The sequence below is a fragment of the Actinoplanes palleronii genome, assembly GCF_016862315.1.
Classification (GTDB): Bacteria; Actinomycetota; Actinomycetes; order Mycobacteriales; family Micromonosporaceae; genus Actinoplanes; species Actinoplanes palleronii.
This window is the reverse complement of the sequence record NZ_BOMS01000072.1, coordinates 1-25,981: the sequence shown is the minus strand read 5'-3', so window position 1 is coordinate 25,981 and position 25,981 is coordinate 1. Positions and strand designations below refer to the sequence as shown.

Sequence of the window (25,981 nt, the reverse complement as noted above, 5' to 3'; positions counted from 1 at the left end):
TCTTGATTTTCTGGGCCGGGAGAGGCGACCGGCGAGCGGAATTTGATCGGTATCCCTAGATTCTTCGGGGTGGCGACCGGATGGATACGACGGCTGAGACAGGCGACCGGCGGCGGGCCGATGCAGCGGGCGGCGGCGAGCCTCGAGGAGGCGGATCGGAGCCACCGCGTGGGGGACCCGGCGGGTGCGGTGCGGCAGGGTGACGCGGCGGTGGCCGAGTTGCGGAAGCTCGTCGCGTCGGGTGTCCGGTCCGCCGAGCGGCCGTTGTCGCGGGCCCTGCGTCAGCAGTCCGGATACCTGGCGGCGGTGGCGCGGCACGCGGAGGCGGTCGCGGCCGCCGAGGAGGCCGTGGTGCTGGCCCGGGGCGACTCGAGCCGGGCGCGGCCACTGGCGGTGGCGCTCGCCGGCCTGGCCATCCGGTTGCTCGCGGCCGGACGCGTGGCGGAGGGACTGGCGACCGCGCGGGAGGTGGCAGCGGTCGGCGGGCAGCCGCAGAAAGCCGTGGCCCGCGCCTTGACGGATCTGTCGGAGGCGCTCGCCGAGGCGGGGGAGCCGGAAGCGGCGGTGGAACCGAGTGAGCGGGCGCTGGCGATATGGCGTTCTCTCGGGGCCGAGCCGGAGATCGGGGCGGCGCTGACCGGCCACGCTGACCGGCTCACGGCACTGGGGCGGTGGGCGGATGCGGTCGCCTACGCCGCGGAGGCGGTCGAGCACCATCGCGCCGCGGCGGCGTCGCCGGTCCCGGCGGAGGCGGAGCGGAAGCTGGCGCTGGTCCTGACGAGCTACGCGGTGACGCTGAACCGGGTCGGGCGGGAGCAGGAGGCCCTGGCCGCCGAAGCCGAGGCGGCCGCACTGCGAGGGCGCTGAGACAGCGGAACGCCCCGCCTCCCGGTGAGGGGAGACGGGGCGTGTGGCGCAGCAGGACGTCAGTCGCGGAGCATCTTGCGGAGGACGTACTGGAGGATGCCGCCGTTGCGGTAGTAGTCCGCCTCGCCGGGGGTGTCGATCCGGACGACCGCGTCGAACTCGACACCGGTGTCCGTGGTGACCTTCACGGTGCGCGGGGTGGTGCCGTCGTTGAGCGCGGTCACCCCGGTGAACGTGAACGTCTCGGTGCCGGTGAGGCCCAGCGACGCGGCGTTCTCGCCCTGCGGGTACTGCAGCGGCAGCACGCCCATGCCGATCAGGTTCGAGCGGTGGATCCGCTCGTAGCTCTCGGCGATGACGGCGCGGACGCCCAGCAGCATGGTGCCCTTGGCCGCCCAGTCGCGGGACGAGCCCGAGCCGTACTCCTTGCCGGCCAGGATCACCAGCGGGATGCCGGCCGCCTGGTACGCCACGGAGGCGTCGTAGATCGTGGTCTGCTCGCCGGTCAGGTGGTTGACCGTGAAGCCACCCTCGACGCCGTCGACCAGCTGGTTGCGCAGCCGGATGTTGGCGAACGTGCCACGGATCATGACCTCGTGGTTGCCGCGGCGCGAGCCGTAGCTGTTGAACTCGGCGCGCGGGACGCCGTGCTCGGCGAGGTACTTGCCGGCCGGGGAGTCGGCCTTGATCGAGCTGGCCGGGGAGATGTGGTCGGTGGTGACCGAGTCGCCCAGCTTGGCCAGCACGCGGCCGCCGGCGATGTCGGTGACCGGGCTCGGGTCGGCCGACATGCCCTCGAAGTACGGGGGCTTCCGGACGTAGGTGGAGTCCTCGGCCCACTCGAACGTCTTGCCGGTCGGGGTGGGCAGCGACTGCCACTGCTCGTCACCGGCGAAGACGTCCTGGTACGCCGCGCTGAAGCCCTCGGCGCCGATCGCGGAGGCGATGACGTCGTCGATCTCCTTGGCGGACGGCCAGATCTCGTTCAGGAAGACCGGCTTGCCGTCCGACCCGATGCCGAGCGGCTCGGTGGTGATGTCGATGTCCATCGAGCCGGCCAGGGCGTACGCCACGACCAGCGGCGGGGACGCCAGGTAGTTCATCTTGACGTCCGGGTTGATCCGGCCCTCGAAGTTCCGGTTGCCGGAGAGCACGCTGACCGCGGTCAGGTCGGACTCGTTGATGCCGGCCGAGACCTCCTCGGGCAGCGGGCCCGAGTTGCCGATGCAGGTGGTGCAGCCGTAGCCGACCAGGTTGAAACCGAGCTTGTCCAGGTACGGCGTGAGGCCGGACCGGTCGTAGTAGTCGGAGACGACCTTGGAGCCGGGGGCGAGGGTGGTCTTGACCCACGGCTTGCGGGTCAGGCCACGCTCGACGGCCTTCTTGGCCAGCAGCGCCGCGCCGATCATGACCTGCGGGTTCGAGGTGTTCGTGCAGGACGTGATGGCGGCGATCACGACCGCGCCGTGGTCCAGCTCGTACTCGACGCCGTCGTCGCCCTTGACCCGGGTGGGCTTGGAGGGCCGGCCGGTGGCGCCGGCCGCGGCGCTCGTCAGAGCCGGTTTGTCTGCTTCGTCGCTCACCCCGTTGGCGGGGGCGTCGCTGGCGGGGAAGGACTCCTCGCTGGCCTCGTCGGCGTGGCCGTGCGGCGTGACGTAATTGCCCAGCGCCTCGCGGAACATCGACTTGGCGTTGTTCAGCGGGACGCGGTCCTGCGGGCGCTTCGGGCCGGCGAGGGACGGGACGATCGTCGACAGGTCGAGCTCGAGCCGCTCCGAGTAGTTCGGCTCGGCGCTCGGGTCGAGCCAGAGGCCCTGCTTCTTCGCGTACGCCTCGACCAGCGCGACCTGCTGCTCGGTCCGGCCGGTGAGCTTGAGATATTCGATCGTCTGCTCATCGATCGGGAAGATCGCGACGGTGGAGCCGTACTCCGGCGACATGTTGCCGATGGTGGCCCGGTTCGCCAGCGGCACGGCGCTCACGCCGGGGCCGTAGAACTCGACGAACTTGCTGACCACACCGTGCTTGCGCAGCATCTCGGTGATGGTCAGGACCAGGTCGGTGGCGGTGGTGCCGGCCGGCGCCTCGCCGAAGAGCTTGAAGCCGACGACCCGCGGGATCAGCATGCTGACCGGCTGGCCGAGCATCGCGGCCTCGGCCTCGATGCCGCCGACGCCCCAGCCCAGCACACCCAGGCCGTTGACCATGGTGGTGTGCGAGTCGGTGCCGACCACGGTGTCCGGGTACGCTTGGCCGTTGCGCTCCATGATCGTACGAGCCAGGAACTCGATGTTGACCTGGTGCACGATGCCGGTGCCCGGCGGGACGACCTTGAACTCGTTGAACGCGGTCTGGCCCCAGCGCAGGAACTGGTAACGCTCCCGGTTGCGCTGGTACTCCAGCTCGACGTTGCGCTGGAACGCGTCCTCGCGGCCGAACAGGTCGGCGATGACCGAGTGGTCGATGACCAGCTCGGCCGGCGCGAGCGGGTTGACCTTGGTGGGGTCGCCACCCAGGTCCTTGACCGCCTCGCGCATGGTGGCCAGGTCGACCACACAGGGCACGCCGGTGAAGTCCTGCATCAGCACCCGTGCCGGGGTGAACTGGATCTCGACGCTGGGGTCGGCGTTCTGGTCCCAGCTGCCGAGCGCGTTGATGTGGTCGGCGGTGATGTTCGCGCCGTCCTCAGTACGCAGCAGGTTCTCCAGGAGGATCTTCAGGGAGTAGGGCAGCCGATCGTGGCCCTCCACCTTGTCGATCTCGAAAATCTCGTAGCTCGCGTCACCGACGCGCAGCTCGCTCTTCGCACCAAAGGTGTCGAGGCTGGCCACCGTCATCTCCTTCACACCCAGCGACTGGAAGTCAAGTCTTTCGCACCGAAAGGGCGACCTTCGGGTTAGGTTTGCCTAACTCTCGGTTGTGCGTCTTCGGTAAACCGTACGTCCGTCTTGCTAGACATCGCAAGGCGGGGTCCACGTGCCGATCCTCCCAGCCGAGGGGTGCCCGCCGGGCCGGTGTTTGCTTTCGTCGATCCGCGGGCATCATCGCGCGCATGACGGCGTCGGCGGATCTGGACCAGCTCACCGAGTTCTTCGGCCGCTACAGTGCGGCGCTCACCACCGGCGACATCGCGGTCATCGCGGGCTGCCACGCGCTGCCCGGGATGGTGGTCGCCGACTCGTACAGCTTCACGTTCAGCTCGCCGGCCGCGGTCGCGCTGTCGTTCCTGGGCGCCGCTCCCACCTATCGGGATCAGCAGATCGTCGCGGCACACGCGCAGATCCACGACGTGCAGCGGCTCTCCGGCGCCCTCTCGCTGGTCGAGGTGGAGTGGGAATACCTGGACAGCACGGGTAACGCGGTCCCCGGCGAGCGCTACCGGTACCTGATCCGGACCGGCGCGGACGGCCCGCTGATCACAACGGTGATCGCTTCCCGCTGAAATCGCCGGACCCCGGTGGCACGATGTTGCGGGTGACGACCCGTCCGCACTGGCTGATCGTGCACTACCACCGCCCCGACGGCGACTACTCCGGCTGGGCCCTGCACGTCTGGGGTGACGTCGCGCCCGACCAGGCCGCCGCGTTCCCGGCCGGGCAGGACTTCGACGGCGAGGACGCGCACGGGCGGTTCGCCTGGGTGCGCCTGTCCGCGGAGGCCGCCGACGTCGGCTTCGTGGTGGTGCACTCCTCCGGCGTCAAGGACGTCGATCTCGACCGGCGGGTGGACGTCCGCACCACGACGGCGATCCTGCTGCGCGCCGGCGACCGCCGCGTCCATCAGGTCCCGGCCGCCCCGCCACCGGATCCCGGCTTCGCCGTGCTCCACTACCGGCGCCCGGACGGCGACTACTCCGGGTGGGGACTGCACGTCTGGGAAGGCGTTCCGATCAAAGGCAAGACCCTTTGGGGTACGCCGTTGGAGCCGGCCGATTTTGACGCGTACGGGGCGGTGTTCCGCGTCCCGCTCAAGCCGGACGCCGTCGGCCTGCGCTACGTGCTGCACCAGGCCGAGCGGAAGGACCTGCCCGACGACCAGCGCCTCGACCTGACCGTCACCCGGGAGGTCTGGCTGCTGGCCGGCACCACCGAGCCGGTCCGCCCCGACCTGGGCACGCTCGGCCCGGAGCTGGACCCGGCCCGCTCGTTCGCGGTCTTCGTGGACCGCACCACGATCGCGCTGCCCGAGTGGTTCGCCGCCCGGGCCGCCACCTTCGAGCTGCTCACCGCGGAGACCACGCTGGCGCTCACGCCCCGGCCGGGCGGGTTGTTCCAGGCACAGAGCCGGCGGTTCCCGCACCTGCGGGCGTATCGGGCGTTCGCCGTCCGGGAGCTGGGCGACCGGGTGCTCGGCGGGCTGCTGCGCGACCGGCTGCTGATCGAGGGACGGGACACGGTGGGTGACCTCGTCGCCCGGACGGCGGTGCAGATCGCCGGCGTGCTCGACGACCTCTACCTGGAGGCGGCGGACGCCGATCTGGGGCTGACCCTGGACGTGGACCGGCCACAGCTGGCCGTGTGGGCGCCGACCGCCCGTACCGTCGAACTGGAATTGTCCCGCGAACCCGGCGGCGAACCGCGGATCCTGCCGATGGACCGCGACGACCTCACCGGCGTCTGGTCGATTCCGGTCAAGCGGAAGTGGCTCGGGCGGTTCTACCGCTACCGGGTCGAGACCTGGCACCCGGCCGCCCAGCGGGTCGTGACGACGAGCGTGACCGACCCCTACTCGGTGTCGCTGGCCGCCGACTCCACCCACAGCCAGCTCGTCGACCTGGACGCGGCCGAGCTCAAGCCGCCGGGCTGGGACGACGCGGCGAAACCGGCGGCCGTGGCGCCGGCCCGGATGCAGATCGCCGAGGTGTCGGTCCGGGACTTCTCGATCGGCGACGGCTCGCTGCCGGCCGCCGAACGTGGCACCTACCTGGCCTTCACGCACGCCGGCTCGGACGGGATGCGTCACCTGCGCTCGCTCGCCGAGGCCGGGCTGACCCACGTGCACCTGCTGCCGGTCAACGACTTCGGCACCGTGCCGGACCGCCGCGCCGACCAGGCCCAGCCCGCCTGCGACCTGGTCGCCCTCCCGCCGGACTCACCCGAGCAGCAGCGCGCCGTGATGGCGGTGGCCGACGAGGACGGTTACAACTGGGGTTACGATCCGTGGCACTGGACCACGCCGGAGGGCAGCTACGCCACCGACCCGGCCGGGACCGCGCGGATCCTGCAGATGCGCTCCGCGGTGGCCGCGCTCAACGCGACCGGGCTGCGGGTGGTCCTCGACGTCGTCTACAACCACACCATGCGCGACGGGCTCGACCGGTTCAGCGTGCTCGACCGGATCGTGCCGGGTTATTACCACCGGCTGCTCGCCGACGGCAGCACCGCCGAGTCGACCTGCTGCCCGAACACCGCGCCCGAGCACATGATGATGGGCCGGCTGGTCATCGACTCGCTGGTCACCTGGGCGCGGGCGTACCGGATCGACGGGTTCCGGTTCGACCTGATGGGCCACCACCCGCGGGCCAACATCCTGGAGGCGCGGATCGCCCTCGACCACCGGGTCGAGCACGGCCGCGACATCTGCCTGTACGGCGAGGGCTGGAACTTCGGCGAGGTGGCGTACGACGCCCGCTTCGCCCAGGCCACCCAGGTGAACATGGCCGGCACCGGGATCGGCTCGTTCAACGACCGGATGCGGGACGCGGCCCGTGGCGGCGGCGCGTTCGGCGACCCGGGTGTGCCGGGCTTCGCCACCGGGCTCGGCCAGCGCACCCCGGGCTTCGTGCACGATCGGATCAAAGTCGGACTCGCGGGTGGGCTGGCGACGTACCGGTTCGTCACCCACGACGGGGTGGAGCGCAGCGGCGCGCAGGTGGACTACAACGGTTCCCCGTGCGGCTACGCGTCCGCGCCGGGCGAGACGGTCAACTACGTCGACGCCCACGACAACGAGATCTTGTACGACGCGATGGCGTTCAAACTCCCGCCCGGCACCCGCCCGGCCGACCGCGCCCGGATGCAGGTGCTGGCGTTGTCCCTGGTGGTGCTCGGCCAGGGCGCCGGGTTCATGGCACTGGGCAGCGAACGGCTCCGGTCGAAGTCGCTGGACCGCAACTCGTTCAACTCCGGTGACTGGTTCAACCAGATCCGCTGGGATCCGGGGCACGGCAACGGCTTCGGGACCGGTCTGCCGCCGTTCGACGACAACCGCGAGGTCTGGGGCCATGCCCGCCCGCTGCTCGCCGACCCGGCGCTGATCCCGAGCGCCGAGGTGATGAACCTGGCCGCCGAGCGGTACCGGGAACTGCTCCGGATCCGCCGTTCCTCACCGGTCTTCGGGCTGCCCACCGCCGACGAGGTGCAGCGGCGCGTGACGTTCCCGCTCGGCGGCCCGGGCGAGACCCCCGGGGTGATCGTGATGGGTCTGGACGGGACCGGGCTGGACGAGCGCTGGCGCCGGCTCGTGGTGGTCTTCAACGCCACCGACGAGCCGACCTGCCAGGTGGTACCGGGTGAGGGCCCGCTGCGGCTGCACCCGGAACTGACCGCCTCGGCCGATCCGGTGCTGCGCGGCGCGTCCGCGGTGACCAAGCTGGACGGCGCGGAGCTGACCGTCCCGGCCCGCCAGGTCGCGGTCTTCGTGGCCGACCTGGCCTGATCCCGGCCACCGGGGAGCGTGCGCGGCTGCGCTAGATTGCGCCGCGTGCGCGCCGGTGGTCGGCGGGCACCCTTAGTGGAGGTCGTCGTGCGGTTCGCGCGTGCCCGGCTCTGGTCGGGTCTGGGTGCGGTCACCCTGGTCGGTGTGATCGCCGGATGCAGTTCGTCGTCCGAGCCGAAGTTCACCGACCCGGCGACCTCGGCGGCGGCGCCCGCGTCCGGCGCCCCGGCCGCCGGTGGTTCCGCGCCGGCCTGGACGGAGCCGGCCGCCTACTCCTACGTGCTGACCCGCGGCTGCGACGCCGCCGCGCCGCTCGGCCGGTACCGGGCGAACGTGCAGGACGGCAAGGTCACCGGCTACGCCCGGGTGGGTGCCTCGGCGGCCGCCCCGGACGCGTCGGCGGCCGTCGACCTCGGCCCGATCACCGGTGACGAGGGCGAGGAGATCGAGGTGCCGAGCCTGGGCGAGCTGCTCGCGATGGTCCAGACCACCTCGGACGACGGCGGCCAGGCGACCTCCGAGTACGACACCGCCGACGGCCACCCGGTCAAGGTCAGCATCAACGTGACCGATGCCGCGACCGGCGCGGAGTGCTGGGCGGTCTCCGACTACAAGATCGGCTGACCCGGCTCACCACTCCCCAAGATCGCGGCGGGGCGCGGCGGGGCGCGGCGCAGGCGGAGCGGCGGGGAGCGGCGCGGTGGGTCAGTGGCCGGGGTCGGCCTGGTCGACCAGGTTGAGCATCGACACCAGGAAGAAGTCGGCGCCGGCGCCGAACGCCGCGCCCAGCGCATAGCCGATGGCCACGTCCACCGGCTCGGGCGCGGCCTCCTCGTGCCAGTCCGCGTCCAGCTCGCCCTTCGCGGTGATGGTGAAGTCGCCGAGCCGCCAGCCGTCCCGGGTCAGCCGGCTGGTGTCCGGGGTCTTCGGACGGTAGACGTACGAGTGGCCCTCGTGCTCGACGACCACCCGGTAGGAGTGACGCGAGTACCGGCCCGGCCCGGGGTCCAGGTGGACCGGGATGTCGTCGAGCATCATCCGCAGGTGCTGGCGTTCCCGGGTGCCGATCGGGATGTGCGGGTGGAGCTTCGGATCGCGGACCCGTTCCACGACCGCGACGGTCGTGGAACCTGAGGCGAGGACCCGGATGACCACCCGGCCGTCGGTCTGCTCGATGTCGACGAGGGCGGCGCGGGCATCGGTCACGGCAGCTCCGTAGCTCGGATCGGCGGCACTGAGAGATCGGCGGCACTCAAGATCCGTCAATCCTCGCACCGGGCCGCGACGAGCGCTCGCCCAGCGCCGCAGAGGCGGCACCGGGCGAGAACCTGACCGTCAGCCCGGCAGGCGCGGGCCCGCCTCGCGCTGCGCCGCCAGCCACGTCTCGACCTCACCCGATGTGCGGGGCAGGCCGTCCGACAGGTTGCGGCAGCCGTCCGCGGTGACCAGGACGTCGTCCTCGATCCGGATGCCCAGCCCGCGCAGCTCCTCGGGGACCAGCTCGTCCTCGGGCTGGAAATACAGCCCCGGCTCGACGGTGAGGACGTAGCCCTCGCCGAGCGCGCCCTCCCGGTACGTCTCGTTCCGCGCGTTCGAGCAGTCGTGCACGTCGATGCCGAGCATGTGACCGAAGCCGTGCAGGGTCCAGCGGCGGTAGACCGTGCTGTCCTCGGCCATCGCCTCGTCCACGCTGACCGGGAGCAGGTTCAGGTCGTGCAGGCCCTCGGCGAGCACCCGCATGCAGACCTGGTGCACGTCCTTGAAGAGCACGCCGGGGCGGACGGCGTCGATGCCGGCCTGCTGCGACGCGTACACGATGTCGTAGACCTGGCGCTGCAGCGGCGTGAACGTGCCGGAGACCGGGACCGTGCGGGTCACGTCGGCGGTGTAGAGGTTGTGGCCCTCGACGCCCATGTCCATCAGCAGCAGCTCGCCGGGCGTGGTCACGCCGGTGTTGCGGACCCAGTGCAGGATCGTCGCGTGCGCGCCGCCGCCGACGATCGAGGAGTACCCGACGTCGTTGCCGTCGTGCCGGGCGCGCAGGCCGAAGACGCCCTCGAGCAGGCGCTCCTTGACCCCGCGGTCGGCCGGCAGGATGCGGGCGACGTCCTCGAAGCCACGGACGGTGGCGTCGATCGCGTCCTGCAGCTGGGCGATCTCCCACTCGTCCTTGACCAGCTTGAGCTCGGAGATGACCCGGGCCAGCTCGCGGTCGCGCGGCTTGTCCCGGTCGGGCTCGTAGGCCAGCACGGCGCGGTCGATGTTGGGGTCCAGCCCGCGGAGCACCCGCGTGCGGCCCGGCGCGGAGAGGGCCAGGGCGGAACCCAGGTGACCCAGCGACGCGGTCTCCAGGCCGATCTCGGTGGCCTTCTCGGCGAGGGTGTGCGTGCGGCCGACCCACAGCTCACCGTTGCGGTCCCGGAAGAACCGGTCGGTCTCCTTGGAGTTGCGCTCCCGGGTGAAGAGCACCGCCTCGTGACCGGACGCGGTCGGGTGCAGGATCAGCACACTGTCCGGGTCGCGGTCGCCGGTCAGGTAGAAGAAGTCGCTGCCCGGACGGAACGAGTATTCGGTGTCGTTGGCGCGCACCTTCTCGTTGCCGCTCGGGATGACCAGGGTCTCGCCGGGGAACGCCTCGGAGAGCGCGGCCCGGCGCTTCTCGTAGTTCGGCACCTCGGGCAGCGGCGCGACCGCGATCGGGTCCTCGCGCCAGCCGGTGCGCATGAACTGCAGGAACGCTTCCGGGAAGGCGGGGTCGTGTGACTCCGTCTTGGGTGCGGGCTGCGCGCCGTCGTTCTTCTGCGCCATGGTGTGGTGCCTCCCGTTCTCAACTGTTCCCCGACGTTACCGCCTGACCCCGGCGGAAAGCAGTGCGCGGTAGGTGGCTGAGACCGCGGCCGGACCGCGAGGCCCGGCCGACTCGGTGTGTGAAAAGACTTATTTTGTACGCAGGGTCAGCGCGCGCCGGTCCCGCCGTAGCCGAACGGCAGGTTCAGGCAGCCGACCCGGGCGCCGGCCGTCCCGGCGACACCCGGCCCGGTTTTCGTGGTCTCGGCGTGCAGGATCAGCGACTTGGGCCGCTGATCGCGGGCGAACATCCAGCGCTGCGACCGGCTCACCGTCGCCGCCCCGCGCGCGTCGGCGGTGAAGTCCAGCCAGATCTCGTTCACGGCGTTGGCGAAGGCCGGGTCGGCCGACGGCTTCTCCTTGGTCGCGGCCGGGTCGTGCTGGTGCTGGAAGTGCGGTCCGGCCGCCTTCGGGTCCGCGGCGCACGCCGCCACGTGCATGTGCGCGCCGTACGCCCGGCCGGGCACCAGCCCGGTCACACCGAGCCGTACCCACAGGTTGTGCCCGGTCGAGCTGAACTCGACCTGCGCGGTGGCGCCGAGCGGCACCACGACCGGGTCGTAGGTGACCGCCTGGGCGCCGGCCGTCCAGCTCTGGAAAACCGCCGGACCGGGCGCCGGGGCGGCCGAGGCGGGTGTCGCGGCCAGCCCGAGCAGCAGGGGTCCGGCCAGTGCGGGGAGTAATCGGTGAACCATCATTCCCCAATTCTCGCAAAAGCGGATTTATCCGGTCGACATAACCTCACGCTGGATTTCCCCGCCGCGGAGCGCGAGGCTGAAACCCCGCCCGGACGTGGCGGGGGCACGGAACGCGGAAGGAGCGGCATGGGCTACGCGGTGGTGCTGGGTGAGGCGCTGATCGACCTGCTCGAGGACGACCGGGACGGCGCACAGATCTACCGCCAGGCGATCGGGGGTGCGCCGCTCAACGTCGCCGTCGGGGCGGCCCGGCTGGGTGGCCGGGTGGAGTACTCCGGGACGCTGAGCACCGACGTGCTCGGCGAGCGGATCGCCGCCTTCCTGCGGACGGCCGGGGTCGGCGACCGCGGGGTGCGCCGGGTGGACGTGCCGACCACGCTCGCCGTCACCACGTTCGAGGGTGCCGAACCGGCCTTCACGTTCTACGGCGAGCCGCCGTCCTATTCCCTGCTCACGCCGGCTGACCTCGACAGGTCCGTGCTGGCCGGCGCGGACGTGGTCTACACCGGGTCGATCTGCCTGCTCCGGGAGCCGTTCCGGTCCGCGGCCCGGGAGGCCTGGGCCACCGCCGGGGGTGTCCGCGTCTTCGACCCGAACGTCCGCCCGAAGCTGCTGCCGGACGCCGCCGCGCTGAGTGCCCTGCGTGACCTGGTCGAGGAGTTCTTCGCCACCGCCGACCTGGTCAAGCTCAGCTCGGCCGACGCCCAGCTGCTCTACGGCGACAGCGATCCGGCCGCGGCCGCCGACCGGATCCGCGCGCTCGGCGCCGGCGCGGTCGTGGTGACCTGCGGCGCGAAGGGCGCCCACGTGGCCGCCGCGGACGGATCCGCGCTGCAGCCGGCGCCGTCGGTGGCCGCGATCGACGCCACCGGCGCCGGCGACTCGGTGATGGGCGCGCTGGTCAGCCGCCTGCTCTCGGACGGCCTCCCGGACGGCCTGGCCGGCTGGCAGCGGCACGTGAGCTTCGCGCTCGCGGTGGCCGGCCTGGTCTGCGAACGCCCGGGCGGCGCCACCGCCATGCCGAGCCCCGCCGAGGTCGAAGCCCGCTGGGGCAAGATCTGACCGTTCCGGTACGCCGACGCGAGACCGCGGCTGCTCCCGACCGCACCGCGCCTCCGGACCCCGGCTGGCTTCCCGGGGTGCCTCCGGGGCCGTGAGGCACCCCTGGAAGCCAGCCAGGGCCGGGACCGGGGGCTAGTCGCCGAGGGCTCGGGCGATGAAGCGCTGCCGGTCCAGCAGGACGCGCTCGACCCGGACCTCGGCCACCACTGCCTCACCGTCGCGGACCTCGACGTCGAAGACCAGCGTGCGCCCCTCGGCCTTGGTCAGCGTGGCCACCGCGATCACGGTCCGCCCGATCGGTGTCGGCGCCCGGTGCACCACCTCGGCCCGGGTGCCCACCGTGGTGATCCCGCCGGGGATCTGCCGCGCGGTCGCGGCCACCGTCGCGGCCTCGGCCAGCGCGAGGACCCGGGGCGTGGCCAGCACCGGCACGTCACCGGACCCGATGGACTGGGCGGTGTCGGCATCGGTGACCGTCAACTCCACCCGGGCGATCAGGCCGGGAGCGAACTCGGGTAGCTCCATCGTCACACCTTAGGCCTGCGGTGGCCGCTGCCAGTACGAGTCGTCCGCCGGTTCCCCGCCGGCAGGCGGCGGAACAAAACCGGCCGGCGGAACCGGACCGGCCGGGAAAGCCAGGCCGGCCGGCGGAACAGAACCGGCTGGCGGAACAAAACCGGCTAGTGGAGCAGAACCGGCCGGTGGAGCAAAACCGGCTGGTGGAACGAAACCGGCCGGGGCGGGGGACACCGGCTGCCGGGCCTGGCGCGCCCGGCGGGCCAGTTCGTCGGCGAGCGCCCACGCCTCGGCCAGATCCCGGTCCCGGGCCACCCCGGACCGCCCGCCGGCCGCGTCCGCATAGACCGTGGCCACCCCGAGCATCCGCTGCAGCGGCCCCTGCACCACCCGCACGCTCTGCAGCCTCGCGTACGGCACCAGCGTCATCTCCCGGGCCAGTCGCCCTTCCCGGGTGACCAGCACGTCCGGGTGCAGGCCGACCCCCATGAACCGCAGCCCGAACGGGTGCAGCCAGCCCACCCGGGACGGCGGCGGCGTGGTGGCCAGCGCGGCCAGGTCGACGCCGGGCAGCACGGTGCCGATCAGGAAGCGGGCGGCGTCCCGGTCACCGACCGGCAGCAGCCGGTCCGAGCCGGTGTCGTTGCCGCGCTCCGGAGCGCCGTACCCGGCCACGTCGAGTTGCAGGTAGAGCCAGTCGGTGAGGCGCCAGAGCAGCGGCCAGGTGATCCGGACCGCCTGCACCCGGTGCAGCGGCACCACCTGGCTGCGGGTCTCGGTCAGGCCGTAGCGCAGCAGCAGCCGGCCGCCCGGGGCGCGGGCCAGCCGGAAGTCCCAGTCGCGCAGCACCCGGCGGATCGGCTGGAGCAGCACACCGGCCATCGCGGTGACCGTGCTGGCGATCCCGATGAAGGTCCACGAGCCCTCCATCACGAACTGCGTGATCACCCAGGCGACGCCGACCGGCAGCAGGAACGCCTGCGGGGTGAGCAGCTGGCTGATCAACAGGTCCCGGTTGCTGACCGACAGGAGCAGATGTTCCTGCGGGGTCACGGTGTGCGCCGCGGCCGCCGGGTCCGCCCCGCTTGCGGCTGACCCTTGAGGGGTACGACCGGACAGCTCGAGCAGGCGCTCCCGCAGCGCGGACGCCTCCCGTACGGTCAAATAGGCAAGTGGCGCCTCGGCCTTGCTCCCGCCGACCACCTCGAGCCGCAGCTCGGCCAGGCCGGTGAGCTGCGCGAGCAGCGGCCGGCGCAGCTCGACCGACTGCAGCCGGTCCAGCGGGATGGCCCGGTTGCGCCGCCACAGCAGCCCGTCGCTGATCCGCAATTCCCGCCCGACCACCTGGTACCCGGTGTTCCACCAGCCGACCGCCGAGAAGATCAGCGCGCCGACGGCCAGGGCCAGCACCACCATGGCGAAGTGGGTCGGGCCGAGCTGGCGCAGGGTCTGCCAGGAGAGCGCGGCGACGATCACGAACAGGCTCTTGGCGCCGTGCAGCAGCGGGCTGAGCGGGTGCAGCCGTTGCCGGTCGGCCCGCTCGGGTGCGTCGGCCCGCTCCGGGGAGGGGGAGGCCGATGGGGTCTCGGTGGTGCTCACAGGCCCTCGGCCCGGTCCTCGCCGAGCGCGGTGAGCCGGTCACGCAGCCGGGACGCCTCCTCCGGTGGCAGGCCGGGCACCCGGGCGTCGCTGCCCGCGGCGGCGGTGTGCAACTGCACCGTGGCCAGCCCGAACGCGCGCTCGATCGGCCCGGCGGTGACGTCCACGTACTGCATCCGGGCGTACGGGACGATGGACAGCCGGCGGACCAGCAGCCCGTGCCGGACCATCAGGTCGTTGTCGCGTTCCGCGTAACCCCAGGCGCGGACCGCCCGGACCGCGACGGTCGCGCGCCAGACGCCGAGCAGCAGGACCGCGGCGACGCCGGCGAGCCAGCCCCACTGGCGGCCGATCAGCCACCCGACGCCGAGGCCGACCACCAGGATCACCTGCCAGACGGCGAGCCCGATCAGCTCCACAGTGATCAGCTTGCTGGAGACCGGACGCCATGTCACCGTGTCCGGCCACGGCTGCAGGGCATCGACCGCGATGGGCACCGAAGGCTCGTTCACATCTGAACCCTACGAGACCGGAGCGTCTTGCGACGACACGAAAGGCGTCACTTCCTTCAAGAACGAGCGGGCCTCCAGGAACGCGCCCAGGGATACCCGATGATCGGGGCAGGCCAGCCAGGTCTTGCGGTAAACAGGTGCGTGCAACTTGGGATTGTTCCAGAGCAATTGCCAGGCCGCGGGCGCACGACAACCCTTGGCGGAGCACTGCGGGGGGAGTTCCTCGACCATGTCACTAACTTAAAGGAAACGACGTGGGAGAAATAAATAAGAAAGTTATGCGCCGGGCGGCCACGGGGGAAGCCGCCCGGCGACGTGGTAAATGCTACACGGTTCAAAGAGATACGTATCCACCCGGTGAGCGTGCCCGTTCCGGCGGATCGCGCAGAAAGATCAACATGTTCGGCCGATAGTGCCCTGGGCTGCGGCGATCTGCGGCACCCGGGATGATGATGACGGTCAGGTGACGACGGGGGTTTGCATACTTCCTAGGAACCTCTCAGCCGTGTGTAGTTGTCTGTCGTGTAAGTCTTGACCGTCGGCATCCGAGCCGGCGGATCAGGACCGTTGTGGAGGACCGGTGGCGCAGCCCAGTACGCCCGAGACCGAGACCAGCCCCGAGGGGGCCGTACCGGTCCCGCCGGCGCACGACGCGTCGCAGCTCGAGCGGGCGATGTTCGAGGTGAAACGGGTCATCGTCGGCCAGGACCGGATGGTCGAGCGGATGTTCGTGGCGTTGCTCGCCCGCGGTCACTGCCTGATCGAGGGTGTGCCCGGCGTGGCCAAGACCCTCGCGGTGGAGACCCTGGCCCGCGTGGTCGGCGGCACGTTCTCCCGGGTGCAGTTCACCCCCGACCTGGTGCCCGCGGACATCGTCGGCACCCGGATCTATCGGCAGAGCAACGAGAAGTTCGACGTCGAGCTCGGCCCGGTGTTCGTGAACTTCCTGCTCGCCGACGAGATCAACCGCGCGCCCGCCAAGGTGCAGTCGGCGCTGCTCGAGGTGATGGCCGAGCACCAGGTGTCGATCGGCGGCAAGAGCTACGACGTGCCCGATCCGTTCGTGGTGATGGCCACCCAGAACCCGATCGAGCAGGAGGGCGTCTACCCGCTCCCCGAGGCCCAGCGTGACCGGTTCCTCATGAAGATCGTGGTGGGGTACCCGACCGACGCCGAGGAGCGCGAGATCGTCTACCGGATGGGCGTCAGCGCTCCGGAGCCCAAGCAGATCTTCACGCCGGCCGACCTGCTCGCCCTGCAGCGCCGGGCCGACCAGGTGTTCGTGCACAACGCCCTGGTCGACTACACGGTCCGGCTGGTGCTGGCCACCCGCGCGCCGGCACAGCACGGCATGCCCGACGTGGCCCAGCTGATCCAATACGGCGCGTCGCCGCGCGCCTCGCTCGGCATCGTGCGGGCCACCCGCGCGCTGGCCCTGCTCCGCGGCCGCGACTACGCGCTGCCGCAGGACCTGCAGGACGTCGCGCCGGACATCCTGCGGCACCGGCTGGTGCTCAGCTACGACGCGCTCGCCGACGACATCCCGGCCGACCACATCGTGGCCCGGATCATGCAGGCGGTGCCGATGCCGTCGGTCGCCTCCCGGCAGGGCACCTCGCCGAACGGCGGCCCGATGGTCCCGCCCGGCCCGAACGGCACCCACCCGAACGGCATGCAGCCGAACGGCCTGCAGCCCACGAGCGGGGTGCCCTACCCGCCGCAGCCGAACACCGCCTGGCCCGGCCACCCCCAATCATGAGTCAGCAGTCCACGCCGGTGCCGGCGCCGCTGGAGGAGGCGGCGCGGGCCGAGGCCGTGCTCGCCCGCCTGCAGCTGCTGGTCACCCGGAAACTGGACGGCCTGCTCCAGGGCGACTACGTGGGCCTGTTGCCCGGCCCGGGCACCGAGGCCGGCGAGTCCCGGGAGTACCGCCCCGGCGACGACGTGCGCCGGATGGACTGGCCGGTCACCGCCCGCACCACGCAACCGCACGTGCGGCGCACGGTGGCCGACCGGGAGCTGGAGACGTGGATGGCCGTCGACCTGTCGGCCAGTCTCGACTTCGGCACCGCCAAGTGGCTCAAACGCGATCTGGTGGTGGCCGCGGCGACCGCCGTCACCCACCTGACCGCTCGGGGCGGCAACCGGATCGGTGCGGTGGTGGGCACCGGCTCCGGCGTACCGGAAAGTGGTCCTTCCCGGTCTTTCTTCAAGCGCAAGGCGGAAGCGGCGGCCGAGCAGCAAGCGGCCGGCCCGTCGGTGATCCGGATGCCGGCCCGGCCGGGCCGCAAGGAGGCGCAGGGCCTGTTGCGGGCGATCGCGCGCACCCGGATCCGGCCCGGGCGCACCGACCTGGGCGCCCTGATCGACCTGCTGAACCGGCCGCCGCGGCGACGCGGGGTGGCCGTGGTGATCTCCGACTTCCTGGCGCCGGTGGACAACTGGGCGCGGCCGGTGCGCAAGCTCGCGGTCCGGCACGACGTGCTGGCGATCGAGGTGGTCGACCCGCGCGAGCTGGAGTTGCCCGACGTGGGTGTGCTGACCCTGGCCGACCCGGAGTCCGGCGCGCTGCACGAGGTGCAGACCGCCGACCCGGAGCTGCGGCAGCGCTACGCCGCCGCGGCGAGTGAGCAGCGGTCCGCGATCGCCCGGGCGCTGCGCGCGGCCGGGGCCTCGCACCTGCGCCTGCGCACCGACACCGACTGGCTGCTGGACATGGTCCGCTTCGTGGCCGCCCAACGACACGCACGCACCCGGGGGACCACACGATGATCCGTTTCCTGGCGCCGTGGTGGCTGCTCACGCTGCTGCCCGTCCTTCTCGTCGCCGGTGCCTACGTGTGGCGTCAGCTGCACAAACGGCAGTACGCGATGCGCTTCACCAACGTCGACCTGCTGCGCAGCCTGGCGCCGAAGGGCCTGGGCTGGCGCCGGCACGTGTCGGCCGCCGCGTTCCTGCTGATGATGACGGCGCTGGCCTTCTCCACCGCGCGGCCGTCGGTCGACACCGAGCAGCCCCTCGAGCGTGCCACCGTGATGCTGGCCATCGACGTGTCGCTGTCGATGCAGGCCGACGACGTGGCGCCGACCCGGATCGAGGCGGCGCAGGAGGCGGCGAAGGCGTTCGTCAGCGAGCTGCCGCCGACCTACAACCTGGGCCTGGTGTCGTTCGCGAAGTCGGCGAACGTGCTCGTCGCGCCGACGAAGGACCGGTCCGAGGTGCTGGCCGGGATCGACAGCCTGACGCTGGCCGAGGCGACCGCGACGGGTGAGGCGGTGTTCACCTCGCTGGACGCGGTCCGTTCGGTGCCGTCGGACGGCGCGGACGGCGCGCCCCCGGCCCGGATCGTGCTGCTGTCCGACGGGTACCGGACGTCCGGCCGGTCGATCGAGGACGCCGCCACCGCGGCGGCCGGGGCGAACGTGCCGGTCAGCACGATCGCGTTCGGCACCGACACCGGTGTGGTGGACATCCGCGGCCAGCTGCAGCGGGTGCCGGTGGACCGGCTGTCGCTGCAGGAGCTGGCCGACCGGACGCAGGGCCACTTCTACGAGGCGGCCTCGGTGAGCGAGCTGAAGCAGGTCTACGAGGACATGGGCAGCTCGATCGGGCACCGGACCGAGCCCCGCGAGGTGACCCAGTGGTACGCGATGACCGCGCTGCTGCTGGCCCTGATCGGCGCCGCGGCGAGCCTGCTCTGGAGTTCCCGCCTGCCCTAGCCCCGTGCTGGAGGACAGGCCGCGAGGCGCGCGTCCCGGTCTCGGCTGGTGCTGAGGGGTGTCTCCGTGTGCCGGAGGCACCCCTCAGCACCAGCCGGACGACCGGCTCACGGGGTGTTGTGCGAGGCGAGGACGAAGAGCAGGACGACCCATGCCGACAGGACGGTCAGGCCGAGGGGAGCGATGAGGTTCTTCATGAGGAAACTGCCTTCCGCGTCGTGACTGAAGCGAATTGCGCAGGTCACATCGCGGCCATGCCCGGGCCAGGGTGTCGCGCGCACACGACACGGCCGGCTCTCCTGCGGACAGGATCGAGCCGGTGGGCGCGGGTGGGATCGGTGTCAGCGGTCAGAAACGCTGACGAGCGTCCCGGCCACGACTAGGAGGATCGCTATCTCGCACAGCGATCACCTCCGCGAAGTCGTCGGGCCTGGGAACCGTGCAGGAGCGTACCTCTTAAGCGCGACTTAAGAAACTCGGGATCCGCACCGGTGGTGAGGACCACCCGGACGGGTCACTCGCCGGCGGCGACAAGCCCGGTCTCGTAGGCGAAAACCACCGCCTGAGCGCGGTCCCGGAGCCCGAGTTTGGTCAGGATCCGCCCGACGTGGGTCTTCACCGTCTGCTCGGCGACCACCAGGTCGGCGGCGATCTCCTGGTTCGACCGGCCGCGCGCGATCAGCCGCAGCACCTCGGTCTCCCGCGGGGTGAGCGCGTTCAGCGCCACCGGGCGGGGCCGGGCGGACTGCGGGCGGGCGGCGAACTCGGCGATCAGGCGGCGGGTCACCGACGGGGCGAGCAGCGCCTCGCCGGCCGCCACCACGCGCACCGCCTGCACCAGGTCGGCGGCCGGTGCGTCCTTGAGCAGGAAGCCGCTGGCGCCGGCGCGCAGCGCTTCGTACACGTAGTCGTCCAGGTCGAAGGTGGTCAGGATGAGCACTTTCGGTCCGCCGGCCAGCCGGCGGGTGGCCTCCAGGCCGTCCATCACCGGCATCCGCACGTCCATCAGCACCACGTCCGGGTTCAGGTCGCGGGCCTTGGCGACCGCGGCCGCGCCGTCCGCCGCGTCGCCGACCACCAGCAGGTCGGGCTGGGCGGCCAGCAGCGCGCCGAAACCCTGCCGGACCATCGTCTGATCGTCCGCGATCAATACTTTGATCATCGAGCCTCTTCCCGGGGAAGGCGCGCCAGGACCTGGTAGGCGCCGGCGCCGTCCGGCCCGACGGAGAGCTCACCGCCGAGCAGGGCGACTCTCTCACGCATGCCGATCAATCCGTGGCCGCCCTTCTGGGCCGGGCCCGGCGGGTCGGTCAGCTCGTTGCTGACCCGCAGCTCCAAGCGGTCGCCGTCGGCGCGGGCGACCAGCCGCACCGGGCCGCCCGGCGCGTGCCGGGCCGCGTTGGCCAGGGCTTCCTGCGCTATCCGGTACGCCGTGAGCCCGGCCGCCTCGCCGATCCCGGTCAGCGCCGGCAGCTCCTCGGTGACCGGCAGCCCGGCCCGTCGCGCGGTGCCCACCAGCTCGGCGATGTCGGGGTAGCCGGGTTGCGGCGCGTGCTCGGCCTGCTGGTCCTCCGACCGCAGCACGCCGAGCACCCGGCGCATGTCGGTGAGCGCCTGCCGGGCCGACCCGGCGATCGAGGCCAGCTCGTCCTTCGCCTCGTCCGGCAGCCCGGCCAGCCGGTACGGCGCGGTCTCGGCCTGCACCGCGATCATCGACATGTGATGCGCCACCACGTCGTGCATCTCACGGGCGATCCGGGTGCGCTCCTCCAGCAGCGCCCGTTTGGCGCGCTCCAGTTCGTTCAGCTCGGACTGCTCGTCCAGCAGCTCGCGGGTGCGCCGGCGGCGGGACAGGATGTCGCCGATCGCCGAGACCGCCACCACTCCCACGGCGGCGCCCCAGGCGTTGGCGTCCGGTGCGTACAGGAAAACCGGGATCAGGGTGAGCAGGGTGGCCCAGATGGTGACAAGCGATTCGCTGACCGCGGCGAGCCGGCCCAGCACGAACAGCGTGCCGAGGATCTGCACCGCGTTCCACGGCCAGGGCTCCCGGAGCGGGACCACCGCGTTGATCACGCCGACGAAGAGCATCACGAACGCCAGCCGCCAGGCCGCCACCGGCCGGCGGTAGGAGACCGCCACCGGCAGCACCGCACCGGCGGCGAGGGCCCAGATCGCCAGGTTCGGCAGGTCCCGGGTCTCCTCGAGGCTCGCGGCCATCGCCAGGGCCAGCCCGGCCAGCGCGAACAGGAGCACCGGAAGCGCATGTCTGACCTGGCGTCGCCGAACCGGCGGCCTGGGCGTTTCCCTTTTGAACGTTAGGTAAGTCAGCGGCCCCATCACCGTGTGGTGCCGCTCAGGGCCGTTAGTCTCCATTCCCAGCAGGCTAATCAGGGACGACAGCGTTGTCGTGCCCCTGCGGTACCCCCTACCAGGGTATGACCCGACCTTCTCGAAGGAGTTGCGCTGTGCCTCGCACCGTGTTGGTGACCGGCGGAAACCGTGGCATCGGCCTGGCCATCGCCCGGGCGTTCGAAAAGCAGGGCGATCGGGTCGTGATCACCCACCGGGGATCGGGCGCGCCGGACGGCCTGTTCGGCGTGCAGTGCGACATCACCGACTCCGAGTCGGTGGACGCCGCCTTCAGCTTCGTCGAGCGCGAGATCGGCCCGGTCGAGGTCCTCGTCGCCAACGCCGGCATCACCGACGACACCCTGCTGCTGCGGATGTCCGAGGACCAGTTCGAGCGGGTGGTGAACACCAACCTGACCGGCGCGTTCCGGGTCGCCAAGCGGGCCAGCGGCAAGATGCTGCGGGCCAAGTGGGGCCGGATGATCTTCATTTCGTCGGTGGTCGGCCTGTACGGCGGTCCCGGCCAGGTGAACTACGCCGCGTCGAAGGCCGGCCTGGTCGGTGTGGCCCGTAGCATCACGCGGGAGCTGGGCACCCGGAACATCACGGCGAACGTGGTGGCACCCGGTTTCATCGAGACCGAGATGACCGACGTGCTGTCGGACTCCCGCAAGGCCGAGATCATCAAGGCCGTTCCGGCCGGTCGGCTCGCCACCCCGGACGAGGTCGCCGCCGCGGTGACCTTCCTGGCGGGCGACAGCGCGGCGTACATCTCGGGCGCCGTGATCCCGGTCGACGGCGGCCTCGGCATGGGGCACTGACCCCTTCCCGGTCCCGCCACATCTGTTCCAAAAATTCTTCAGGAGAGAATCTTGTCTGGACTGCTGGCCGGAAAACGGCTGCTGGTCACCGGTGTCATCACCGACGCCTCGATCGCCTTCTCGGTGGCGAAGCTCGCACAGGAGAACGGCGCTCAGGTCGTGCTCACCGGCTTCGGCCGGATGTCGCTGGTGGAGCGGATCGCCAAGCGGCTGCCCGAGACCGCCCCGGTCATCGAGCTGGACGTGACCAACAAGGAACACCTGGACGGCCTGGCCGACAAGGTCCGGGAGCACGTCGACGGGCTGGACGGCATCGTCCACTCGATCGGCTTCGCCCCGCAGAGCTGTCTCGGCGGCGGGTTCCTCGACGCGCCGTGGGAGGACGTGGCGACCGCGCTGCACGTGTCGACGTTCTCGTACAAGTCGCTGGCCACCGCGGCGCTGCCGCTGATGGGCTCGGGCGGCTCGGTCGTCGGCCTGACCTTCGACGCCACCAAGGCGTGGCCGGTCTACGACTGGATGGGCGTGGCCAAGGCCGGCCTGGAGTCGGCGAACCGCTACCTCGCCCTGCACCTGGGCAAGCAGGGCATCCGCAGCAACCTGGTCTCGGCCGGCCCGCTGCGGACCATGGCGGCCAAGTCGATCCCCGGCTTCGCGCAGTTCGAGGACGCCTGGTCGGAGCGCGCGCCGCTGGGCTGGGACCTGAACGACCAGGAGCCGGCCGCCCGCGCGGTCTGCGCCCTGCTGTCCGACTGGTTCCCGGCCACCACCGGTGAGATGGTCCACGTCGACGGGGGTTACCACGCCATCGGCGCGTAGGTGAGCTTGTGCACGTCGAGGGGGTTACCGGCGAGTTACGGCGGCCAGCGGTGGCAGGATGGCCGGGTGGTTTATGACGCGTTCGTCCTGCTCTCCTTCGGCGGGCCCGAGAAACCTGATGACGTGATGCCGTTCCTGCGCAACGTGGTGCGCGGACGCGGCGTTCCGGACGAGCGCCTCGCCGAGGTGTACGAGCACTACATGCACTTCGGCGGGGTCTCCCCGATCAACCAGCAGTGCCGCGACCTGCTCGCCGCGGTCGGCACCGAGTTCGCCGCGCACGGCATCGGCCTGCCCTCGTACTGGGGGAACCGGAACTGGCAGCCGATGCTCGCCGACACCGTGGCGCAGATGCGCGACGACGGGGTCGAGCACGCGCTCGGCTTCGCGACCAGTGCGTACGGTGGCTATTCCTCCTGCAAGCAGTACTGGGAGGACATCGCCGCGGCCCGTGAGCACGTCGGGCCGAAAGCGCCGCGGATCAGCAAGCTGCGGCAGTTCCACGACCATCCCGGTTTTGTCGAGCCGCACGCCGAGGCGGTCCGTGCCGCGCTCGGCACCCTCGACCCGGCCCGCCGCGCCACCACCCGGGTCGCGTTCACCGCGCACTCCATCCCGGCCGGCATGGCGCGCAACGCCGGCCCGACCGGCAACCGCTACACCGATCAGCTGGCCGAGACGGCACGGCTGGTGCAGGCCCGGGCCGCCGACGACGTCGAGTACGACCTGGTCTGGCAGAGCCGTTCCGGCCCGCCGCAGATCCCGTGGCTCGAGCCGGACATCAACGATCACCTCGAGGCCCTGGCCGAGAAGGGCGTCACCGACGTGGTGGTCAGCCCGATCGGTTTCGTCTCCGACCACCTCGAAGTGATCTGGGACCTGGACAACGAGGCGAAGGACACCGCCGCCCGGCTCGGCCTCGGTTTCGCCCGTGCGGCGTCCCCGGGGGTGCACCCGCGGTTCGTCACGATGGTCCGCGAACTGGTGGAGGAGCGGCTGGGTGATCAACCGCACACGACGCTGGGTACGCTCCCGACCTGGGACGTCTGTCCGGCGAACTGTTGCCCCCCTGCGAAGCGACCTGGAGCCGCTGCATGAAGGAACGCAAACCGATCGAGAGCTGGCTCACCGACATGGACGGCGTGCTCGTCCACGAGGGTGAGCCGGTGCCCGGCGCCCCCGAGTTCGTGAACCGGATGAAGGCCTCCGGCAAGCCGTTCCTGATCCTCACGAACAACTCCATCTACACGCCGCGTGACCTGCAGGCGCGGCTCACCCGGATGGGCTTCGAGGTGGACGAGCAGTCGATCTGGACGGCGGCGCTGGCCACCGCGCAGTTCCTGGCCGACCAGCGGCCGGGCGGTACGGCGTACGTGATCGGCGAGGCCGGCCTGACCACCGCGATGCACGCGTCCGGGTACGTGCTCACCGAGTTCGAGCCGGACTACGTGGTGCTCGGCGAGACCCGGACGTACAGCTTCGAGGCGATCACCAAGGCGATCCGGCTGATCAACGGCGGGGCCCGCTTCATCTGCACCAACCCGGACGCCACCGGCCCGTCCAACGAGGGCCTGCTCCCGGCGGCCGGCTCGGTCGCCGCGATGATCTCCAAGGCGACCGGGGTGAAGCCGTACTTCGTCGGCAAGCCGAACCCGATGATGATGCGCTCGGCGCTGAACGCGATCGGCGCGCACAGCGAGACCACCGCGATGATCGGTGACCGGATGGACACCGACGTGCTCTGCGGCCTCGAGGCCGGGCTGGAGACGATCCTGGTGCTGACCGGGATCAGCAGCCGGATGGAGAGCGAGACGTACCCGTACCGCCCGTCCCGGATCATCGACTCGGTCGCCGACCTGATCGACGAGATCTGAGCCTGACCACGCCTGGCGGGCCGGTCAGGCCCGCCAGGACCAGCGCGACGACCTTGCCGTACTCGCCGCGGATCCACCAGAGCACCGGCCACCCCAGATAGGGCACCCGCAGCCGGGCCGCCCCGACGACCGCGCCCGGTGGCACCGGCCGGTGGTCGGCGACCCGGTTCGCGTCCCCCTGGGTGATCAGCCGTCCCCGCCCGTCGAAGCGGGCCACCCGGTGCAGCGTCGTCCGCCCCGGCCGGCCCGGGTCGCGGAACCGGATCACCTGCCCGGCGCGGACCCGTCCGGGTGGCGACATCAGGACCACGTCACCGGTGTCCACGGCCGGGTGCATCGACCCGCTCGCCACCACCGCGGCCGACCAGCCGGAGAGCAGCAGGACGCCGGTGGCGGCGGCGCAGAGCCATGCCAGACGTGGCAGATGCTGGGCGAAAACGGTCACGCTGACCCGTTCGGCAGGAGCGGTGGGGCGCTGAGGTAGCGTCGTTTCCGTGCCGGCTTGGGAAGATTCGTACCTTGGGCAGTTGCGGGAATCGGTCGGAGCGGGCCGGGTGCTGATGGCCGTCGGCGCCCGCGCGGTGCTCCGCGACGAGGACGGCCGGGTGCTGTTGATCCGGCGCAGTGACAACGGGCGGTGGGCGCTCCCGGCCGGCACCATGGAGCTCCGGCAGACCCTGCGGGACTGCGCGATCCGCGAGGTGTTCGAGGAGACCGGCCTGACCGTGCACGGGGTCACCCCGTTCGCGCTCTACTCCGGGTCGCAGTTGTCGACGAGTGCTTACGGGCAGCCGTACCAGCACATCACGCTGGCCTGCCGGGCCGACTCGTGGTCCGGCGAGCTGCTCCGGGAGACCGACGAGACCATCGACGCGGCGTTCTACCCGCCCGGCGAGCTGCCCGAGACGGCCGGCCCGAACACCCGGCAGACCCTCGCGGACCTGGTCCGTTTCGAGGCCGGCACCGCGTTCGTGCTCGCATGAGCGACGTGGTGGCGGCCGCCTGGGTCCACGTGCGGAAGCGACGCGTGCTGGTGGTCCGGGCGTTCGACTCGGACGCGTTCTACCTGCCCGGCGGCAAGCCCGAGGAGGGCGAGACCGACGCGGAGGCGGCGGCACGGGAGGCCGAGGAAGAGGTCGGCGTCGCGCTCGCGGCCGACGGGCTTCGCCATTTTCGTACGATCAATGCCCCGGCGCACAACCGCCCACCCGGCACCCAGGTCCGCCTGGTCTGCTTCCTCGGCGAACCGGCCTCGCCGGACATCTCCCCGGCCCCGGCCAACGAGATCGCCGAGCTGGCCTGGTTCACCTCCGCGGACGCCCCGCGCTGCGCCCCCGCCATCCGCCTCCTCCTCACCGAGCTGGTGACCGCCGACCTGATCGACTGACCCGCGGCCGGGCGCACCGCAACCCACCCGACGTCCCGCATCCGCGCGGCCCGGTGTGCGTTCCGGTTCCCGGCTGGTGCTCAGGGGTGCCTCATGGCCCGCGAGGCACCCCTGAGCACCAGCCGGGGGAGTGCCGGCTACCCGTCCCCGATCACTCCACGGACGGCGAGGGCGCACGATGCCCGATCGGATGTGCCTGCCGCTCCTGCGGAGGGCGGCGAGAGTCCGCATTGCCAGATCGCGTGCGTCTA

25 protein-coding genes are annotated in these 25,981 nt (G+C 71.6%); 14 read left to right on the top strand and 11 right to left on the bottom strand.

What is annotated here, in order from left to right; translation table 11 throughout:
* Nucleotides 1-69 precede the first annotated feature (69 nt).
* Nucleotides 70-867, top strand: coding sequence for a tetratricopeptide repeat protein (locus Apa02nite_RS23795; protein ID WP_203826954.1), 798 nt, complete (start codon nt 70-72; stop codon nt 865-867).
* 59 nt (nt 868-926) lie between these two features.
* Here Apa02nite_RS23795 and acnA read toward each other — a convergent pair whose 3' ends face one another.
* The gene (gene acnA / locus Apa02nite_RS23790; protein ID WP_203826953.1) at nt 927-3,704 is read right to left on the bottom strand and encodes an aconitate hydratase AcnA; all 2,778 of its coding nucleotides are present in this window, start codon (nt 3,702-3,704) and stop codon (nt 927-929) included.
* Between the two features lie 215 nt (nt 3,705-3,919).
* Between acnA and Apa02nite_RS23785 the strand changes: the two genes are divergently transcribed.
* From Apa02nite_RS23785 to Apa02nite_RS23775, 3 genes are all read left to right on the top strand, one after another.
* On the top strand, nt 3,920-4,309 hold the full coding sequence (locus Apa02nite_RS23785; RefSeq protein WP_067685497.1) for a DUF6841 family protein: 390 nt from the start codon (nt 3,920-3,922) through the stop codon (nt 4,307-4,309).
* A 32-nt stretch (nt 4,310-4,341) separates the two neighbouring features.
* Nucleotides 4,342-7,524 carry a pullulanase-type alpha-1,6-glucosidase gene (gene pulA, locus Apa02nite_RS23780; RefSeq protein ID WP_239164520.1) on the top strand — a complete coding sequence of 1,061 codons (3,183 nt, stop codon included), beginning with the start codon at nt 4,342-4,344 and terminating at the stop codon, nt 7,522-7,524.
* Between the two features lie 87 nt (nt 7,525-7,611).
* The gene (locus Apa02nite_RS23775; RefSeq protein WP_239164519.1) at nt 7,612-8,148 is read left to right on the top strand and encodes a hypothetical protein; all 537 of its coding nucleotides are present in this window, start codon (nt 7,612-7,614) and stop codon (nt 8,146-8,148) included.
* 81 nt (nt 8,149-8,229) lie between these two features.
* Here the strand turns inward: Apa02nite_RS23775 and Apa02nite_RS23770 are convergent, their stop codons facing one another.
* The 3 genes from Apa02nite_RS23770 to Apa02nite_RS23760 all read right to left on the bottom strand — a co-directional run bounded on the left by Apa02nite_RS23770 (nt 8,230) and on the right by Apa02nite_RS23760 (nt 11,069).
* Nucleotides 8,230-8,730, bottom strand: a complete 501-nt coding sequence (locus Apa02nite_RS23770; RefSeq protein WP_203826951.1) for a hypothetical protein — start codon at nt 8,728-8,730, stop codon at nt 8,230-8,232.
* 129 nt (nt 8,731-8,859) lie between these two features.
* Nucleotides 8,860-10,332, bottom strand: coding sequence for an aminopeptidase P family protein (locus Apa02nite_RS23765; RefSeq protein ID WP_067685495.1), 1,473 nt, complete (start codon nt 10,330-10,332; stop codon nt 8,860-8,862).
* 146 nt (nt 10,333-10,478) lie between these two features.
* Nucleotides 10,479-11,069, bottom strand: coding sequence for a superoxide dismutase family protein (locus Apa02nite_RS23760; RefSeq protein ID WP_203826950.1), 591 nt, complete (start codon nt 11,067-11,069; stop codon nt 10,479-10,481).
* Between the two features lie 126 nt (nt 11,070-11,195).
* Between Apa02nite_RS23760 and Apa02nite_RS23755 the strand changes: the two genes are divergently transcribed.
* Nucleotides 11,196-12,131: a carbohydrate kinase family protein gene (locus Apa02nite_RS23755; RefSeq protein ID WP_203826949.1), complete on the top strand. Its 936-nt coding sequence runs from the start codon at nt 11,196-11,198 to the stop codon at nt 12,129-12,131.
* A 132-nt stretch (nt 12,132-12,263) separates the two neighbouring features.
* Here Apa02nite_RS23755 and Apa02nite_RS23750 read toward each other — a convergent pair whose 3' ends face one another.
* The 4 genes from Apa02nite_RS23750 to Apa02nite_RS23735 are packed head-to-tail and all read right to left on the bottom strand — an operon-like array spanning nt 12,264 to nt 14,989.
* Nucleotides 12,264-12,662 carry a thioesterase family protein gene (locus Apa02nite_RS23750; RefSeq protein ID WP_239164518.1) on the bottom strand — a complete coding sequence of 133 codons (399 nt, stop codon included), beginning with the start codon at nt 12,660-12,662 and terminating at the stop codon, nt 12,264-12,266.
* A gap of 3 nt (nt 12,663-12,665) precedes the next feature.
* Nucleotides 12,666-14,246, bottom strand: coding sequence for a PH domain-containing protein (locus Apa02nite_RS23745; RefSeq protein WP_239164517.1), 1,581 nt, complete (start codon nt 14,244-14,246; stop codon nt 12,666-12,668).
* Nucleotides 14,243-14,743, bottom strand: coding sequence for a PH domain-containing protein (locus tag Apa02nite_RS23740; RefSeq protein WP_239164516.1), 501 nt, complete (start codon nt 14,741-14,743; stop codon nt 14,243-14,245). Before Apa02nite_RS23740 ends, Apa02nite_RS23745 begins: the two co-directional genes overlap by 4 nt.
* A gap of 24 nt (nt 14,744-14,767) precedes the next feature.
* Nucleotides 14,768-14,989, bottom strand: coding sequence for a hypothetical protein (locus Apa02nite_RS23735; protein ID WP_083970937.1), 222 nt, complete (start codon nt 14,987-14,989; stop codon nt 14,768-14,770).
* 349 nt (nt 14,990-15,338) lie between these two features.
* Here Apa02nite_RS23735 and Apa02nite_RS23730 point away from each other — a divergent pair, with 349 nt between their 5' ends.
* From Apa02nite_RS23730 to Apa02nite_RS23720, 3 genes are read left to right on the top strand one after another with little or no spacing between them, the layout of a single operon-like run.
* On the top strand, nt 15,339-16,517 hold the full coding sequence (locus Apa02nite_RS23730) for an AAA family ATPase (protein ID WP_239164515.1): 1,179 nt from the start codon (nt 15,339-15,341) through the stop codon (nt 16,515-16,517).
* Entirely contained in the window at nt 16,514-17,530 is a 1,017-nt protein-coding gene (locus Apa02nite_RS23725) for a DUF58 domain-containing protein (RefSeq protein ID WP_203826946.1), read from the top strand. The genes Apa02nite_RS23730 and Apa02nite_RS23725 overlap by 4 nt, the downstream gene beginning before the upstream one ends.
* The gene (locus tag Apa02nite_RS23720) at nt 17,527-18,477 is read left to right on the top strand and encodes a VWA domain-containing protein (RefSeq protein WP_203826945.1); all 951 of its coding nucleotides are present in this window, start codon (nt 17,527-17,529) and stop codon (nt 18,475-18,477) included. The genes Apa02nite_RS23725 and Apa02nite_RS23720 overlap by 4 nt, the downstream gene beginning before the upstream one ends.
* A gap of 514 nt (nt 18,478-18,991) precedes the next feature.
* On the opposite strand, the gene Apa02nite_RS23715 is transcribed toward Apa02nite_RS23720, so the two are convergent.
* Both Apa02nite_RS23715 and Apa02nite_RS23710 read right to left on the bottom strand, forming a co-directional pair.
* Nucleotides 18,992-19,639, bottom strand: coding sequence for a response regulator (locus Apa02nite_RS23715; protein ID WP_203826944.1), 648 nt, complete (start codon nt 19,637-19,639; stop codon nt 18,992-18,994).
* Entirely contained in the window at nt 19,636-20,733 is a 1,098-nt protein-coding gene (locus tag Apa02nite_RS23710; RefSeq protein ID WP_239164514.1) for a sensor histidine kinase, read from the bottom strand. Before Apa02nite_RS23710 ends, Apa02nite_RS23715 begins: the two co-directional genes overlap by 4 nt.
* 212 nt (nt 20,734-20,945) lie before the next feature.
* Here Apa02nite_RS23710 and fabG point away from each other — a divergent pair, with 212 nt between their 5' ends.
* The 4 genes from fabG to Apa02nite_RS23690 all read left to right on the top strand — a co-directional run bounded on the left by fabG (nt 20,946) and on the right by Apa02nite_RS23690 (nt 24,343).
* Complete coding sequence (gene fabG, locus Apa02nite_RS23705) at nt 20,946-21,650, top strand: 3-oxoacyl-ACP reductase FabG (protein WP_067685487.1); 705 nt, start codon at nt 20,946-20,948, stop codon at nt 21,648-21,650.
* Nucleotides 21,651-21,701: 51 nt separating this feature from the next.
* Nucleotides 21,702-22,469, top strand: a complete 768-nt coding sequence (fabI, locus tag Apa02nite_RS23700) for an enoyl-ACP reductase FabI (protein ID WP_203826943.1) — start codon at nt 21,702-21,704, stop codon at nt 22,467-22,469.
* Between the two features lie 66 nt (nt 22,470-22,535).
* The gene (locus Apa02nite_RS23695; protein WP_203826942.1) at nt 22,536-23,567 is read left to right on the top strand and encodes a ferrochelatase; all 1,032 of its coding nucleotides are present in this window, start codon (nt 22,536-22,538) and stop codon (nt 23,565-23,567) included.
* Nucleotides 23,564-24,343 carry an HAD-IIA family hydrolase gene (locus Apa02nite_RS23690; RefSeq protein WP_067685484.1) on the top strand — a complete coding sequence of 260 codons (780 nt, stop codon included), beginning with the start codon at nt 23,564-23,566 and terminating at the stop codon, nt 24,341-24,343. The genes Apa02nite_RS23695 and Apa02nite_RS23690 overlap by 4 nt, the downstream gene beginning before the upstream one ends.
* On the opposite strand, the gene Apa02nite_RS23685 is transcribed toward Apa02nite_RS23690, so the two are convergent.
* A complete protein-coding gene (locus Apa02nite_RS23685) occupies nt 24,306-24,788 on the bottom strand; it encodes a signal peptidase I (RefSeq protein WP_203826941.1) in 483 nt (160 codons plus the stop codon). The genes Apa02nite_RS23690 and Apa02nite_RS23685 overlap by 38 nt on opposite strands.
* Before the next feature lie 115 nt (nt 24,789-24,903).
* Between Apa02nite_RS23685 and Apa02nite_RS23680 the strand changes: the two genes are divergently transcribed.
* Together Apa02nite_RS23680 and Apa02nite_RS23675 are read left to right on the top strand one after the other, a co-directional pair.
* On the top strand, nt 24,904-25,326 hold the full coding sequence (locus tag Apa02nite_RS23680) for an NUDIX domain-containing protein (RefSeq protein WP_373873031.1): 423 nt from the start codon (nt 24,904-24,906) through the stop codon (nt 25,324-25,326).
* Nucleotides 25,323-25,730, top strand: a complete 408-nt coding sequence (locus tag Apa02nite_RS23675; RefSeq protein WP_203826939.1) for an NUDIX hydrolase — start codon at nt 25,323-25,325, stop codon at nt 25,728-25,730. The genes Apa02nite_RS23680 and Apa02nite_RS23675 overlap by 4 nt, the downstream gene beginning before the upstream one ends.
* Nucleotides 25,731-25,981 lie beyond the last annotated feature (251 nt).

Bases quoted from the DNA above. Each gene is read 5' to 3' on its own strand.
- acnA (WP_203826953.1), bottom strand. From the start codon at position 3,704: ATGACGGTGGCCAGCCTCGACACCTTTGGTGCGAAGAGCGAGCTGCGC.
- Apa02nite_RS23785 (WP_067685497.1), top strand. From the start codon at position 3,920: ATGACGGCGTCGGCGGATCTGGACCAGCTCACCGAGTTCTTCGGCCGC.
- Apa02nite_RS23765 (WP_067685495.1), bottom strand. From the start codon at position 10,332: ATGGCGCAGAAGAACGACGGCGCGCAGCCCGCACCCAAGACGGAGTCA.
- Apa02nite_RS23760 (WP_203826950.1), bottom strand. From the start codon at position 11,069: ATGATGGTTCACCGATTACTCCCCGCACTGGCCGGACCCCTGCTGCTC.
- Apa02nite_RS23755 (WP_203826949.1), top strand. From the start codon at position 11,196: ATGGGCTACGCGGTGGTGCTGGGTGAGGCGCTGATCGACCTGCTCGAG.
- Apa02nite_RS23735 (WP_083970937.1), bottom strand. From the start codon at position 14,989: ATGGTCGAGGAACTCCCCCCGCAGTGCTCCGCCAAGGGTTGTCGTGCG.
- Apa02nite_RS23725 (WP_203826946.1), top strand. From the start codon at position 16,514: ATGAGTCAGCAGTCCACGCCGGTGCCGGCGCCGCTGGAGGAGGCGGCG.
- Apa02nite_RS23720 (WP_203826945.1), top strand. From the start codon at position 17,527: ATGATCCGTTTCCTGGCGCCGTGGTGGCTGCTCACGCTGCTGCCCGTC.
- Apa02nite_RS23715 (WP_203826944.1), bottom strand. From the start codon at position 19,639: ATGATCAAAGTATTGATCGCGGACGATCAGACGATGGTCCGGCAGGGT.
- Apa02nite_RS23690 (WP_067685484.1), top strand. From the start codon at position 23,564: ATGAAGGAACGCAAACCGATCGAGAGCTGGCTCACCGACATGGACGGC.
- Apa02nite_RS23680 (WP_373873031.1), top strand. From the start codon at position 24,904: ATGGCCGTCGGCGCCCGCGCGGTGCTCCGCGACGAGGACGGCCGGGTG.
- Apa02nite_RS23675 (WP_203826939.1), top strand. From the start codon at position 25,323: ATGAGCGACGTGGTGGCGGCCGCCTGGGTCCACGTGCGGAAGCGACGC.